The sequence below is a fragment of the Streptomyces sp. NPDC002853 genome, assembly GCF_053591915.1.
The window spans coordinates 129168-142984 of sequence record NZ_JBSFUS010000011.1; the positions used below are offsets into that span (position 1 = coordinate 129168).

The following is a 13817-nucleotide window of genomic DNA, read 5'->3' on the forward strand; positions in this document are numbered from 1 at the left end:
GCTGAGGCATCAGTGCTGAGCTGAATCGGCGAACCGGCCGGGGCGAAAGGTCCGCCCCGGCCGGTTCCCGACGTCACATCCCTTGCTGCGAACGGGCCTTGAAGGCCGCCTTGCGGGCTTCCTTGGCCACCTTCTTGTCGGGGTGCAGCCGACCCATCGCCTCCAGGACGTCCGCGGTGGCGGGGTGTTCGACCCGCCAGGCCGCGGCGAAGAAGCCGCTGTGCTGCTCGGAGAGACCCTCCACCAAGCCCTGCAGCTCGTCCGAGTTGCCCTCGGCCGCGAGCTGCGCGGCGATCGTGTCGATGGTCAGCCAGAAGACCAGCGCCTCGGAGGGCGCGGGCACGTCGGCCGCCCCGTGCTCGGCCAGCCACACCCGGGCCAGCCCGCCGAGCTCGGCGTCGTCGAGCACCTCCCGCAGGGCGGGCTCCGCCTCATTGCCGACCAGCGAGAGCGCCTGCTGGCACCGGAGCCGCCGCAGCGGCGCACCCTCGTCGCCGCCCCGCGCGGCGGCCAGCAACTCCCGTGCCGCGCCCAGCGGTTCGTGCCGCGCGAGCCACTGCTCGATCTCGGCCTGCGCGGCGGCCTGCGGGAAGCCGGCCGTCCCTTCGAGCAGCGCGTCGGCGCCCTTGTCCGTGAGATCGCCGACCGCGGGGGCGTCCACGCCCGCCTCCAGCATGCGCGCCCTGATGCCGTACACACCGAGCGGGGTCAGGCGGACCATGCCGTACCGCGTGACGTCCTCGTCGTCGTCCGGCAGCGGCGCCTCGGCCTCGTCGATGTCCACCATGAGGGCCTCGTCGACCGGCTGGTACTCGACGAGCCCGAGCGGCTCGAAGAGCCGGAACTGGTCGTCGAGCTTCATCATCGCGTCCGACACCTGCTCCAGGATGTCGTCCGTCGGCTCCCCCATGTCGTCGGGCACGATCATGGAGGCGGCGAGCGCGGGCAGCGGCACCGGGCCCTCGCCCGCCCCGGCGTCACCCGCGGTGAGCAGGTAGAGGTTGCCGAGGACGCCGTCCAGGAAGTCCGCCTCGGCCTGCGGGTCCCAGCCGAGCTCCTCGAAGTCGACCTCGCCCTTCTCCTCCAGGACGTCGAGGAGGTTGTCCATGTCGGGCACGGTCGCGTCCGAGTAGACGGTGTCCAGGGCGCCGAGCCAGACGGCCAGGATGTCCTGCGGGCTGCCGGAGGTGAGCGCTGCGAGGTCCTCGCCCGCGGTCACCGTGCCCGGCGCGTCCGCACCCTCCGACTCGTCCGCGTCCGTGACGTCCACCAGGCCCGTGTCGACGGCGACGCGCCAGGCCTCGCTCGCGTACGCGGCGGCGTCCGGGTCGTCCGCGGCGAGGCCCAGCTCGGCCGCGGCGGCCGGCAGCTGCTCCTCGACGAGCTCACCGCCCGCCCCGACGCGCGTCTCGGGGCCCGCCCAGCGGGCGAGGCGCGCGGCGCGGGAGAGCAGCGGCGTGGCGAGCGCGGCCCGCGCGAGTTCCGCTTCGGAGTGCAGCAGCACCGGCGGCAGGGTGGCGGGACTTACGGACATCGGCTGGTTCTCCTCCGAAGGATGGGGCGTCCCCTGCTCGGGCGGAGCCGAGCACCCGGGGAAAGGTCTGCTGGACCGAAGCCTAGACGGATTTCGACCCATGCCGCCCGGTTCATGTCCCTGTCAGGAGACATACATGGTGAGAACACCCGCCGAACCTTGACAACTCCCCTGGGCACACAAGAGATTGACGCGCGTAGAGCGCTGTGCGCCCACCGGCCCACCCCGCTCGCTCTCACCCTCGTCATACGACCTCACCCTCATCCGGAGTTCCTCGATGCCGCACATATCCCGTGCCACCCGGCCCGCCGCGAGATCCGCCGCCGTCTCCGCCGTCCTGGCCACCGCCCTGGCCGCCGGTCTGCTCGCCGTGAGCACCTCGTCCGCGTCCGCCGCCGAGGTGCGCGTCCACGACATCCAGGGCACCACCCGCCTCTCACCCCTCGCCGGACAGCAGGTCACGGACGTGACGGGCATCGTGACCGGCGTCCGTACGTACGGCTCGAAGGGCTTCTGGATCCAGGACCCGAAGGCCGACGCCGACCCCGCGACCAGCGAGGGCGTCTTCGTCTACACCGGCTCGGCCGCCCTCACCGTGCAGGCCGGTGACGCGGTCCGCGTCTCCGGGACCGTCGGCGAGTACGTCCCCGGCGGCGAGTCGTCCGGCAACCAGTCCCTGACCCAGCTCACCAAGCCGACGGTCACGGTCGAGTCGTCCGGCAACAAGCTGCCCGCGCCCGTCACGGTGAGCGCCAAGGCGGTGCCCTCCGCGTACGCGCCCGAGGGCGACCCCGCGGCCGGCGGCAGCATCAACGCGCTGCCCCTGAAGCCCCGCTCGTACGCCCTGGACCTGTACGAGTCCCTGGAGGGCATGAACGTCCGCGTCGGCACCTCGCGCGTGGTCGGCGCCACGGATCCGTACTCGGAGCTGTGGGTCACCGTGAAGCCGCACGAGAACGCCAACCGGCGCGGCGGCACGGTGTACGGGTCCTACGACGACCAGAACACCGGGCGCCTGCAGATCCAGCAGCTGGCTCCGGTCTCCGAGCGGCCCTTCCCGAAGGCGAACGTCGGCGACTCACTGTCCGGCGGCGCCGAAGGGCCCCTGGACTTCAACCAGTTCGGCGGCTACACCCTGGTCGCGCGGACGCTCGGCGAGGTCGAGGACAAGGGTCTCGTACGGGAGAGGACGCGGCGCCAGGCCAAGGGTGAGCTCGCCGTCGCGACGTACAACGTCGAGAATCTCGACCCGGGCGACCCGCAGACGAAGTTCGACGCGCTGGCCGGGGCCGTCGTCTCGAACCTCGCCTCGCCCGACATCCTCGCCCTGGAGGAGATCCAGGACGACAACGGCCCGAAGAACGACGGGACCGTCTCGGCGGAGGCGACGCTGAAGAAGTTCACGGACGCGATCGTCGCCGCGGGCGGGCCGCGCTACGAGTGGCGGTCCGTCGACCCGGAGAACAACAAGGACGGCGGCGAGCCGGGCGGCAACATCCGTCAGGTGTTCCTCTTCAACCCCGAGCGGGTCTCCTTCACGGACCGTGGCGAAGGCGACGCGACGACGGGCACGGGGGTCGTACGGTCCTCCGGGCGCGCCGCGCTGACGCTCTCACCCGGGCGCGTCGACCCCGCGAACACCGCGTGGGCGGACAGCCGCAAGCCGCTGGCCGGAGAGTTCCGCTTCCGGGGGCGCAGCGTGATCGTGGTCGCGAACCACTTCGGGTCGAAGGGCGGCGACGAGGGTCTCACCTCGCGGCACCAGCCGCCTGTGCGGTCCTCGGAGGCGAAGCGGCTGCGGCAGGCGCAGGCCGTGAACTCCTTCGTGCGGGACGTGCGGAAGATCGAGAAGAACGCGGACGTGGTGGTCGTCGGGGACGTGAACGACTTCGAGTTCTCGGCGACGACGGCCGCGCTGGAGGCGGGCGGCGCGTTGCGGTCCGCGGCCAAGTCCCTTCCCCGGTCGGAGCGTTACTCGTACGTCTACCAGGGCAACTCGCAGGTCCTGGACCAGATCCTGACCAGCCCGGGTGTGGGGCGCGCGGGCTCGAAGGGCTTCTCGTACGACAGCGTGCACATCAACGCGGAGTTCGCCGAGCAGAACAGTGACCATGACCCGCAGGTGCTGAGGTTCAAGCCGTAGCCAGGGCTCACGCGTACAGCCTGAGCAGCCAGTCCCGCCATGCCATTTCGGTGCCCTTGGCGTCCGCCTGCGGCGCGAAGTCGTGGATGCTGATGCCCACCGGGGCACCGAAGTGGTTGCGGCCGAAGAAGCGGTAGAGGGCGGTGTCCGTGCGCAGGCCGATGAAGTGTCTGCTGCGGAAGTCGACCATGGCGTCGAGGGCTTCGCCGGGGGCGTGCACGCGTACGCGGGCGCCCTCGGACGCGTCGTCGGGCAGGCCGAGGCGGCGGCCCAGCTTGGTGAAGGCGTGCGGGGCGGTGGAGGGCGCGGGTCCGTCGAGGGTGGTGAAGGTGACGGGCAGGCCCATGAAGTACGTCAGGTACTGGCGCAGGGTGTGCAGGTAGAAGTCGGTGTGCTTGCTGGCTTCCTCGTACCGGCTGGCCCAGTCGTCGGTGAGGATGCCGCTGTGCACGTAGTGGACCCAGGAGCGGCGGCCGCCGTCGCGGGGCTCGATGACGCGGTCGAGCCGGTTGACGGTCTGGCCGGGCGGGAGGCCCTCGGGGTCGTCGACGCGGTCGGTGAGGCGGTGCGGCGGCTCCCAGTGGGTGACCGTGCCGCCGTGGGGGGCGGCTCCGCCCTCGCGGGGTTCGTACTCCACCATGGGCCACAACCAGCCGCCGGTGCCGGTGGTGAACGCGTCCCAGACTTCGGCGGGAGAGGCATCGACCTCGAACTCCCGCTCGATCTCAAACTCCTTGCCTGCGGTCATGGCGACTCCCTGACGTCCCACATCGCTTCAACATCCCACCGGCACCCCTTCCCGTCCAGGGCACCGGTGGTGCCGGGGAAGGGGTGCGCGACAACCGGGCAGGGAGTGCGTGATGGGTGAGAAAGAGCCAACCTCGGGGCGTACGGCCGCACGAGGTCAGCGGGGCTCGATCCCGTACGCCAGGCGGTACTTGCCTTCATCGGGCAGCCCTTCCCCGCTCTCCCACTCCTCGTACCGGATCACCCGTCCGCCGTCCGTCGTCACGTGGAAATGGACGGAGATCAGGCCCGTCGCCGCCCGGACCCCGGCTTCCCCCTCGGCGATGACGATCGCCCGGGCCGCCCGGCCGTCACCGGCCGCCCGCGCCGTCCCGTCCCGCAGCCGAGTCTTGTGCAGCCCCAGCCGTTCGATGCCCGGCACGGCCTGGTCGATCTCGGTGTTCCGCTCGTCCCTGCCGTGGGCGAAGAAGTCCTGGTACGCCTCGTCATCCCGCCAGTGCGAGCGGTGCGCCACCGTGGAGCCGTCCACCCCGGCGTACACGGTGTACGAGAGCAGGCCCTCGTGCGGCCACGGACGGCTCCCCCAGGCCTCGGCGATCGCGTCGGCCGTGGCCCGCTGCCGGTCCGGCGTTCCCGTGCTCCATGTGCTGAGGAAGACGAGGCCGCCGTCCGCGCGGGCCGGGTCGGGGAGGGTGGTGGCGTCGACGTGTGCCTTCATGGCCTGCTCCTTCGGCGTGTGGACGGGCCCTGTTCGACCCGTTGCCCACAGCCTGTAACCTCAAGCAAACTTGAGGTCAAGCCCGTTCCGGGGAAGCGGCGACCGGACCGAGCTCGGGACGCTTCGCCGCGCGCCCGTCGCCCGACGAGCGCCCCCGGACGCGTCGCCACAACCACGGGCCCATGAACCCCGCGAACCACGCCGTCTCCGCCGCCACGGCCCGCAGCGCGGAGACCGGGGGCGGCGGGGGCAGCAGCGGCCGTGTCCAGTCCTCGTGACCGGGGACGCCCAGCGCGTCCGCCATGCCCGCGGCGATCCGCGCGTGCCCCAGCGGGCTCGCGTGCAGCCGGTCGGTGCTCCACAGGCGGGGGTCCGTGGTGACCCGGTGCGGGAACGTGTCCAGGACGACGACTCCGTGGCGGTCCGCGGCCGCGCGGATGCGGGCGTTCAGATCCAGGACGCGGGGCAGCGCCCTGCGCGCGAGCGGCGAGATCCGCCCGAGGTCGGGGAACGTCACGGTGGCCACGCGCACGCCCGCCGCGGTCAGCTCGGTGAACATGTCCTCGATGTCACCGGCCACCCGCGCCGCGTCGAAGCCGGGACGCACCAGGTCGTTCATGCCCGCCATGACGGTGACCAGGTCGGGGCGCAGCGCCAGGGCCGGGGCCAGCTGCTCGGCCTTGATGCGGGCCGTCAGCCTGCCCCGTACGGCGAGGTTCGCGTATCCGAACCCCGGCTTCCCCTCGGCCAGGATCTCGGCGAGCCGGTCGGCCCAGCCGCGGTATCCGCGCGCCTCGTCACCGTCACCGACCCCTTCCGTCTGGCTGTCGCCGATCGCGACATAGCGGGCGTACGCATGCGTCGTCATGGCCAGAGCTTCCCCGCGGGGCCCGGGAACGTCAACGCGGCGATGACGCGCCGGTCACAGGAGGTGGCCGCCGCCGTCCACCAGAAGGATCTCGCCGGTGATGTACGAGGCGTTCACCAGGTCGAAGACGGCGTCCGCGATGTCCTGCGGCCGGCCCACGCGGCGCAGCGGGAGCCGCGCCGCCGTCTCCTCCATCGCGGTCTCGATGCCCTCCACCCCGTCGAACCACGGGGTGTCGATCATGCCGGGCGCCACCGCGTTGACCCGTACGTCCGGGCCGAGGGTCTTGGCGAGCAGTTTCGTCATGTGGTTCACGGCGGCCTTGCTGACCGAGTACGGGATCGAGCTGCCGCCGGGGCGCACGCCCGCCTGCGAGGAGATGGTGACGACGCTGCCCGTGCCGCTCGCCCTGAGGTGGGGGACGGCGGCCGTGATCGTCTGCCAGACGCCGATGACGTTGATGTCGTACAGCTCGCGCCAGACCTGGGGGCTCGCGGACTCGAAGTCGTCGTGGGGGATGAAGCGGGTGGCTCCCGCGCAGTTGACCAGGATGTCCAGACGTCCGTAGGCGTCGACCGCGGATCGGACCAGGCGCTTGGCGTCGTCCTCGTCGGCGACGTTCGCCCGGACGTAGCGGGCGCCGGGCAGTTCGGCGGCCAGCTTCTCGCCCGCCTCCACCGAGCGGGCGGAGTTGAGCACCACGCGGATCCCCGCGGCGGCGAGGCGTCTGGCCACCTCGGCGCCGATGCCCGACGACGAGCCCGTCACCAGGGCCACGCGCGTCTCCTGTGCTGTCCCCGCTTGGTTGTCGTTCTTGTTCATCAAGCCTCATGCCTTCGTCATGTCGGCCTGTCGCACCCCGCGCCGATCATGCCAGACGGCACGGACGGCCTGGACGGCTTTCCGCGGCCCTACTCCCGCCCGTCCCCTGCCAGCCGTTCCAACTCGCCCTGAAACACGTCAAGTCGGGCCTGCAGCAGCGCCGCCTCCGCGACCAGTTCGGGCACCCCCATGACCTCGGACGGCGACCCCGGCACGGACTGGGGGCCCGCCCCGGTGACCGTGACGCCCTCTCCGGCGAGTCGGGCGTACTCCGCGAGCCGCACCGACGCACGCCCGCCCGCGCACACCACGCACACCCCCTCGACCACCCGCCACCCCGGCCTGCCCCACCCGGCGTCCGCGAGGACCGAGGCCCGCGCCCCGCAGCGACAGGGCTGCACCGTCACGGCGCGCACCCGCTGGCGCGCGTACCGGAACCCCCGCTCGAAGCGGATGTACGCACCCAGCACCGTGACCTGCAGCAGCGCGGCGCCACGGTGCTCGGCGGTGCACAGGAGGGCCTGCGCCGTGGCGCGTTCGTGGACGCAGTGGAACCCGCAGTCGCAGCGGCGGTGCGGGGCCGCGTGCCGCCGCCCGTAGACGCAGCGGGCCTCGTCGAGCGCGCCGTAGGGCAGGGCCGCCCCCAGGGAGACACCGGTGAACCCGGCCCTCGCGCCGTCCTGGGACAGCGCGAGGCGGGCGATCTTGTATCCGGTCGGCGGCTCCTTCGGGCGTTCCGCGGGGAGCCGCAGCCTCACCGGGCGGCCGGGACCTCGGGCGTCGGCTCCGCGATCGCCGGCGCCGGTTCGGTCTCGGGTTCCATGTGCTGCTCAAGATCCTTCTGCCGCGTCCGCTCCTGCGGGGCTTCCTCGGCGATCCCGGTGGCGAGTGCTTTGCCCAGCCTCATGACGCCTCCTGTGGCCGGCCGCCGCGCGGCCGCCCGTCGACTACCGTCGGCCCATGGTGGCGCATACGGGGGCGAGTTGGCACTAGGTCCGGGCCCGCACACCGGCGGTTCGCGGCCATCTCGGGCGGCCACCTCTTAGCGTTCCTGTCGCCCACCTCGTAGCAGAATTAAGTGGAGCTTCAGCGTCGGCGTACCGACACTGCCTCTATGACCTCACCCTCCTCCACGGCTCCTCCCCTCGGCCGCGCTCTCTGCGCGATGGTCACGCCCTTCACGGACGACGGCCTGCTCGACCTCGACGGCGCCCAGGCGCTCGCCGCGCGCCTGGTGGCCGAAGGCTGCGACGGGCTCGTCCTGTCCGGCACCACCGGCGAGTCCCCCACCACGTCCGACGACGAGAAGGCCGCACTCGTCCGAGCCGTCGCCGAGGCGGTCGGTGACCGGGCCTCGATCGTCGCGGGCGTCGGCAGCCACGCCACCCGGCACACGGTCGAGATGGCGCTGCGGGCCGAAAGGGCGGGCGCCGACGCCCTGTTGGTGGTCACGCCCTACTACAGCAAGCCGCCACAGGACGCCGTCGAGGCACACTTCCTTCAGGTCGCCGACGCGACAGGACTCCCGCTCGCGCTCTACGACATCCCGGGGCGCACCGGAACGCGCATCGAGCCGGAGACGATGCTGCGGCTGGCGGAGCATCCGCGGATCGTCGCCGTGAAGGACTGCGCATACGACCTGATGGGCACTCAGAAGGTGTTGTCCCGGACCGACTTGGCGTACTACACCGGCTGCGACGAGTTCATCCTGGCGCTGTACGCGGTGGGTGGCACCGGCTACATCAGCACGGTCTCCAACGTCGTGCCGCGGCACATGCGGGCCGTCATCGACGCCTTCGACGCGGGTGACACGACGCGGGCGCGTCGCCTCCAGCAACAGGCCATGGCTCTGATCGAGTCGATGATGGGCTCCGGCCTGCCGGGCACGGTCACCGCCAAGGCGCTCCTGAACGCGCTCGGCCTGCCCGGCGGCCCTGTCCGCGCACCGCTGCGGCCCGCCGACCGCGAGGCGACCGACGGGCTGCTGGCCGCGTACGCAGCACTGTGACGCGGCCGGCGGCGGCTCAGCCCGCGGCGGGGAAGCCGCCGCCCTTGGTCCACAGGAGCGTTTCGCCGCCCCTGCTGAACGTGACCTTCTTGCCCCCGGCGGCGACGGCGATCTTCTCCCAGCCGTCGAAGTCCTTCGTGAGGTGCGTGGCCCACTTCGTCAGCGGACCCGTGGCGACCGCGGCGACCGACTCGGTCGGCGGCTCGCCGTCGGCGCAGTACACGCCGAAGTCCCCGAAGGCCGCGACGGTGCCGTCCTTGGCCTTGAGCGTGATGCCCTGACAGGCGTCGGTCTTCGTCTTGTGGACGACGGCCGACTTGGACCAGCCCTTGGCCTTGGGGCTGTAGTCCTGCACGAAGAGCCCCTTGCCCTTCATGTAGTGCATCGCCACGCGTCGCCCGTCGGCGAGCTTGACCTGCGCGTCGAACGGGCTCGGGCTGCCGCTCCAGTGGATGTCGCTCTTCTCCAGCGGATAGGAGTGGCTGCCCGTCGACACCGGGCTGACGTGCTGCGGCGCACCCCGGCCGACGTCCTCGGCCCGCCCCTCGCCCTGTCCGCATCCGGCCACGAGCCCGAGCGCCGCCACTGAACTCAGGGCCAGGGCCCGGATCCCCGTTCGGTGCATGTCTGTCTCCTGTCGTCCCGCACGGCGAGCGTCCGTGATGGGAGGGCAGCTTACGCAAGAGCGCCCTCCGGCGGACCGGAGGGCGCTCTTGCGGGGCCGCGGTGATCAGTTGTGGCTGTGCAGCACGTCGTTCAGGCCGCCCCACACCGCGTTGTTCGGGCGGGCCTCGACGGCGCCGGTGACCGAGTTGCGGCGGAAGAGGATGTTCGAGGCGCCGGAGAGCTCGCGGGCCTTCACGATCTGCCCGTCGGGCATGGTCACGCGGGACCCGGCGGTGACGTAGAGCCCGGCCTCGACGACGCACTCGTCGCCGAGCGCGATGCCCACGCCCGCCTCGGCGCCGATCAGGCAGCGCTCGCCGATGACGATGCGGACGTTGCCGCCGCCGGAGAGGGTGCCCATCGTGGAGGCGCCGCCACCGATGTCGGAGCCGTCGCCGACGACGACACCGGCGGAGATGCGGCCCTCGACCATGGAGGTGCCGAGCGTGCCCGCGTTGAAGTTCACGAAGCCCTCGTGCATGACCGTCGTGCCCTCGGCGAGGTGCGCGCCGAGCCGCACCCGGTCGGCGTCGGCGATGCGGACGCCCTTCGGCGTGACGTAGTCCGTCATGCGGGGGAACTTGTCGACGGACGTCACCGCGAGGTGCAGGCCCTCGGCGCGGGCGTTCAGCCGGACCTTCTCGACGTCGTCGACGGCGACCGGGCCGAGCGAGGTCCAGGCGACGTTGGCCAGGAAGGCGAACTGGCCGTCGAGGTTCACGCCGTGCGGCTTGACCAGGCGGTGCGAGAGCAGGTGCAGACGCAGGTAGACGTCGTGGGCGTCCACCGGCTTCTCGTCAAGGGACGCGATGACCGTACGTACGGCGATGGTCTCCACGCCACGGCGGGCGTCCAGGCCGATGGCCTTGGCCGCGCCCTCGCCGAGCAGCTGCACGGCCCGCTCGGCGGTGAGCCGCTCGGTGCCTGCGGGGCCCGCTTCGGCGACGAGCTCGGGCGCGGGGAACCAGGTGTCGAGGACGGTGCCGTCGGCGGTGAGGGTGGCGAGGCCTGTGGCGACGGCGCCGGTGGTGCGGGAAGCGTTCGTGTCGGTCATGGGGAAAACCTAACCGGCGGCGCACCACCCGGGCGAACCGGTCTCAGCCTCCGGGCCACGCGGAACCCGGGCGATGATCGACGAACCGCCGCGGACGCTTTCGCCGGGCGGGGCCGATTGCCGCCGCCGCGCCGAAGGGCGGGCATTCGGCTCCCCGTGGCGGTCAGCCGTTGAGCGGGATTCGGCTCCCCGTGACCGTCAGCCGTTGGGCGGGGGATTCGGCTCCCCATGACCGTCAGCCGCCGCGCGGTATCAGCCGCCCCAGCATCTCCCGCGCGTACGCCTCGTCGTACACGCCGTCCGTGAGCAGCACCTGCAGACAGATGCCGTCCATCAGCGCGACCAGCGCCCGCGCGGTGGCCGGGTCGGTGCGCTCGGCGAACACCTCCGCGAGTCCGTCGCACCAGCAGGCGGCGACCGGCCGCAGTGCGGGCCTGCGCAGCGCGGCCAGATACAGCTCGTACTCGAGCTCGATCCCCGTGCGTTCCTGGCCGAGCCACATCCCGAGCACCTCGGCGATCTCACCGGCGAGGTCGATCCGGGGGTCCTGGAAGCCGCCCCGGCTCGCGACGACCTTCGCGAAGCCCTCGTTGGCCTTCTCCAGCGCGGCGAGGAGCAGGTCGTCGAGTGTCTTGAAGTGGTAGGTGGTGGAACCGAGCGGCACATCGGCCTCGGCGGCGACCGAGCGGTGGCTGAGCCCGCCTATCCCCTTCTCCCCCACCACCCGGATCGCGGCGTCGATGATCCGGGTACGTCGCTCGGGGTCGTAACGGCGGGCCATCAATGCGCACCCCCGAGATTGAGCAGCACGACGCCCGCGATCACGAGGGCGATCCCCGCGATCTTGGCCAGGCCCGCGGACTCGCCCATGAAGATCATGCCGATGGCGGCGACCGCGGCGGTGCCGATCCCGGCCCAGATCGCGTACGCCGTGCCGACGGAGAGCGTCTTCAGGGTCTGCGCGAGCAGCGTGAAGGCGATCAGATAGCCCGCGACGGTGATCAGCGAGGGCCAGAGCTTGCTGAACCCCTCGCTGTACTTCATGGCCGTCGTCCCGGCCACCTCCGCCACGATCGCCCCGGCGAGCAGTCCGTATCCCATGCGTACGAGTGTACATATCGATGTGTACGGGCGTACGCAAACGCGCGTGTTCCCACCGGTTAAGGTGACGCGATCACTGTGGGGGGCCACAGAGGCGTACGAGACGACGGAGCACAAGAGCGATGTCAGACACATCGGGGTGGGGACCACAGGCGCCGTACGGCGGACCGCCGGGGCCGCACGGACCTCCGCAGCCGTACGGAGCGCCGGGACCGTACGGAGCGCCGCCCGGCTGGGGCTGGAACGGCTATGGCTGGACTCCGCCACCGCCGCCGCCCAAGCCCGGCGTCATACCCCTCGCGCCGCTGGGCGCCAACCACATCATCGGCGGCGCGTTCGCGACGATGCGGCGCTACGCCAAGCCGCTGTTCGGCACGGCGGCCGCGGCCTACGGTCTGCTCGCCGTCGTCGCCGTGGTCGGCGGGGTGCTCGCCTACGTCGCGACCCGGGAGCACATCCGCGCGATGCGCGAACCCGGCGCGGACTTCTCCTGGGACGACGGCAGGCCGATCCTGGTCGCGTTCGGCCTGGTGTGGCTGGTGTTCATGCTCGCCACGCTCGTCGTCAACTCGTTCATTCAGGCAGCATGCGCCGGCACGCTGCACGAGGCGGTCCTCGGCCGCCCGGCGACGTTCGGTGCGGTCTGGCGCAGGGCCTGGTCGCGGACGCCGTCCGTGCTTGTCGTGACCGTGCTGCTCTCGATCGTCCTGATGCTGCCCGTGGCCGCGTTCGCCCTGCTCTTCCTTTCGCTCCTCTTCCTGATGATGACCCAGTCACTCATCCCCATCGGCCTGGTCTTCCCGCTGTTCCTGGTGTCGCTGCCGCTCGCGGCCTGGCTGTACGTCCTGTTCGCCTTCGCCCCGGCCGCCGCGGCGCTCGAGACAGCGGGGCCGTTCACGGCGTTGCGGCGCTCCGTGCGCCTGGTGCGGGGCGCCTGGTGGCGCACCTTCGGCATCTCGCTGCTCGCGGGTCTCATCGTGGTGGGCGTCTCCCTCGCCTTGCGGCTCCCCCTGCAGTTCGCCGCGCCGGCCCCGCCCCCGGTCGACCCGGACGACTCGGCGTCGGCCTATTTTCTGGACCAACTGCGCTCCCAGTTCGGCCTGTTCGCCCTGTTCTCCCTGGTCGCCACGTTCGTCACGCAACTGGCGGCCAGCGTGTTCCTGCCGCTGGTGACCGCCTTGCTCTACATCGACCGGCGCATCCGCAAGGAGGGCCTCGCGCACACACTGGCACAGGCCGACTCCCCGCAAGGGAGCTGAACGCGGTTCGGCCCCCTGCGCACCAGCGCAGGGGGCCGAACCGTAAAAACTACCCGTCACACCTCAGACGGTGAACCTCAGACGTTGAACCTCAGACGTTGAACCCGAGCGCGCGCAGCTGCTCGCGACCGTCGTCCGTGATCTTGTCCGGGCCCCACGGCGGCATCCAGACCCAGTTGATCCTGAGTTCGTTGACGATGCCGTCGGTGGCGGACTTCGCCTGGTCCTCGATGACGTCCGTCAGCGGGCAGGCCGCCGAGGTGAGCGTCATGTCGATCGTCGCGATGTTCGCGTCGTCGACGTGGATGCCGTAGATCAGGCCCAGGTTGACGACGTCGATGCCCAGCTCGGGGTCGACCACGTCATACAGCGCCTCGCGGACCTCTTCTTCCGAGGCCGGCTTGGTCAGCGTTTCGTTCTCGCTCATGCGGTCTTCCTCTCAGCGACGTCTTCGGTACCCAGTGCCTGCGCCGTCGCGTCCTTCCACGCCATCCAGCTCAGCAGAGCACACTTCACCCGCGCCGGGTATTTCGAGACCCCGGCGAACGCGACGGCGTCCTCCAGGACCTCCTCCATCGCGTCGTCCGGCTCCAGCTTGCCCTTGGACTGCATCAGCTCCAGGAAGACCTCCTGGACCTTCTGCGCCTCGGCGAGCTCCTTGCCGACCAGCAGGTCGTTCAGGACGGACGCGCTGGCCTGACTGATGGAACAGCCCTGCCCCTCGTACGACACGTCGGCGATCGTCGACCCGTCGTACTTGACGCGCAGCGTGATCTCGTCGCCGCACGTCGGGTTGACGTGGTGCACCTCGGCGTCGCCATCACGAAGACCGCGCCCGTGCGGGTGCTTGTAGTGGTCCAGGATGACTTCCTGGTACATCGAATCCAGCTTCACGTT

16 protein-coding genes are annotated in these 13817 nt (G+C 71.5%); 3 read left to right on the forward strand and 13 right to left on the reverse strand.

The window, feature by feature from the left end:
* Positions 1–73: 73 nt before the first annotated feature.
* Entirely contained in the window at positions 74–1534 is a 1461-nt protein-coding gene (locus tag ACWD02_RS29460; protein ID WP_451215581.1) for a hypothetical protein, read from the reverse strand.
* 277 nt (positions 1535–1811) lie between these two features.
* Here ACWD02_RS29460 and ACWD02_RS29465 point away from each other — a divergent pair, with 277 nt between their 5' ends.
* Positions 1812–3677 (forward strand): endonuclease/exonuclease/phosphatase family protein, encoded by a 1866-nt coding sequence (locus ACWD02_RS29465; protein WP_451215583.1) that lies wholly within the window; start codon positions 1812–1814, stop codon positions 3675–3677.
* 7 nt (positions 3678–3684) lie between these two features.
* Here ACWD02_RS29465 and ACWD02_RS29470 read toward each other — a convergent pair whose 3' ends face one another.
* The 6 genes from ACWD02_RS29470 to ACWD02_RS29495 all read right to left on the reverse strand — a co-directional run bounded on the left by ACWD02_RS29470 (position 3685) and on the right by ACWD02_RS29495 (position 7739).
* Positions 3685–4425 (reverse strand): SRPBCC family protein, encoded by a 741-nt coding sequence (locus ACWD02_RS29470; RefSeq protein WP_451215585.1) that lies wholly within the window; start codon positions 4423–4425, stop codon positions 3685–3687.
* Positions 4426–4581: 156 nt separating this feature from the next.
* On the reverse strand, positions 4582–5142 hold the full coding sequence (locus ACWD02_RS29475; protein ID WP_451215587.1) for an antibiotic biosynthesis monooxygenase: 561 nt from the start codon (positions 5140–5142) through the stop codon (positions 4582–4584).
* A 76-nt stretch (positions 5143–5218) separates the two neighbouring features.
* Positions 5219–6010 carry an SGNH/GDSL hydrolase family protein gene (locus tag ACWD02_RS29480; RefSeq protein WP_451215589.1) on the reverse strand — a complete coding sequence of 264 codons (792 nt, stop codon included), beginning with the start codon at positions 6008–6010 and terminating at the stop codon, positions 5219–5221.
* A gap of 54 nt (positions 6011–6064) precedes the next feature.
* Entirely contained in the window at positions 6065–6832 is a 768-nt protein-coding gene (locus tag ACWD02_RS29485; protein ID WP_451215591.1) for an SDR family NAD(P)-dependent oxidoreductase, read from the reverse strand.
* 89 nt (positions 6833–6921) lie between these two features.
* Entirely contained in the window at positions 6922–7590 is a 669-nt protein-coding gene (locus ACWD02_RS29490) for a hypothetical protein (RefSeq protein ID WP_451215593.1), read from the reverse strand.
* The gene (locus tag ACWD02_RS29495) at positions 7587–7739 is read right to left on the reverse strand and encodes a hypothetical protein (protein ID WP_451215595.1); all 153 of its coding nucleotides are present in this window, start codon (positions 7737–7739) and stop codon (positions 7587–7589) included. The genes ACWD02_RS29490 and ACWD02_RS29495 overlap by 4 nt, the downstream gene beginning before the upstream one ends.
* A 207-nt stretch (positions 7740–7946) precedes the next feature.
* Here ACWD02_RS29495 and dapA point away from each other — a divergent pair, with 207 nt between their 5' ends.
* Complete coding sequence (gene dapA / locus ACWD02_RS29500) at positions 7947–8840, forward strand: 4-hydroxy-tetrahydrodipicolinate synthase (RefSeq protein ID WP_451215597.1); 894 nt, start codon at positions 7947–7949, stop codon at positions 8838–8840.
* A 16-nt stretch (positions 8841–8856) separates the two neighbouring features.
* Here dapA and ACWD02_RS29505 read toward each other — a convergent pair whose 3' ends face one another.
* From ACWD02_RS29505 to ACWD02_RS29520, 4 genes are all read right to left on the reverse strand, one after another.
* Positions 8857–9465 (reverse strand): hypothetical protein, encoded by a 609-nt coding sequence (locus tag ACWD02_RS29505; RefSeq protein ID WP_451215599.1) that lies wholly within the window; start codon positions 9463–9465, stop codon positions 8857–8859.
* Between the two features lie 105 nt (positions 9466–9570).
* The gene (gene dapD, locus ACWD02_RS29510; RefSeq protein ID WP_451215600.1) at positions 9571–10560 is read right to left on the reverse strand and encodes a 2,3,4,5-tetrahydropyridine-2,6-dicarboxylate N-succinyltransferase; all 990 of its coding nucleotides are present in this window, start codon (positions 10558–10560) and stop codon (positions 9571–9573) included.
* A gap of 235 nt (positions 10561–10795) precedes the next feature.
* The gene (locus ACWD02_RS29515; RefSeq protein ID WP_451215602.1) at positions 10796–11341 is read right to left on the reverse strand and encodes a TetR/AcrR family transcriptional regulator; all 546 of its coding nucleotides are present in this window, start codon (positions 11339–11341) and stop codon (positions 10796–10798) included.
* Positions 11341–11661: a DMT family transporter gene (locus ACWD02_RS29520; RefSeq protein ID WP_365827236.1), complete on the reverse strand. Its 321-nt coding sequence runs from the start codon at positions 11659–11661 to the stop codon at positions 11341–11343. The genes ACWD02_RS29515 and ACWD02_RS29520 overlap by 1 nt, the downstream gene beginning before the upstream one ends.
* A gap of 122 nt (positions 11662–11783) precedes the next feature.
* Here ACWD02_RS29520 and ACWD02_RS29525 point away from each other — a divergent pair, with 122 nt between their 5' ends.
* Positions 11784–12920, forward strand: a complete 1137-nt coding sequence (locus ACWD02_RS29525; protein WP_451215604.1) for a DUF7847 domain-containing protein — start codon at positions 11784–11786, stop codon at positions 12918–12920.
* Between the two features lie 91 nt (positions 12921–13011).
* On the opposite strand, the gene ACWD02_RS29530 is transcribed toward ACWD02_RS29525, so the two are convergent.
* Positions 13012–13347: a metal-sulfur cluster assembly factor gene (locus ACWD02_RS29530; protein ID WP_160504340.1), complete on the reverse strand. Its 336-nt coding sequence runs from the start codon at positions 13345–13347 to the stop codon at positions 13012–13014.
* A complete protein-coding gene (gene sufU, locus ACWD02_RS29535) occupies positions 13344–13814 on the reverse strand; it encodes a Fe-S cluster assembly sulfur transfer protein SufU (RefSeq protein WP_451215606.1) in 471 nt (156 codons plus the stop codon). The genes ACWD02_RS29530 and sufU overlap by 4 nt, the downstream gene beginning before the upstream one ends.
* Positions 13815–13817: the final 3 nt, after the last annotated feature.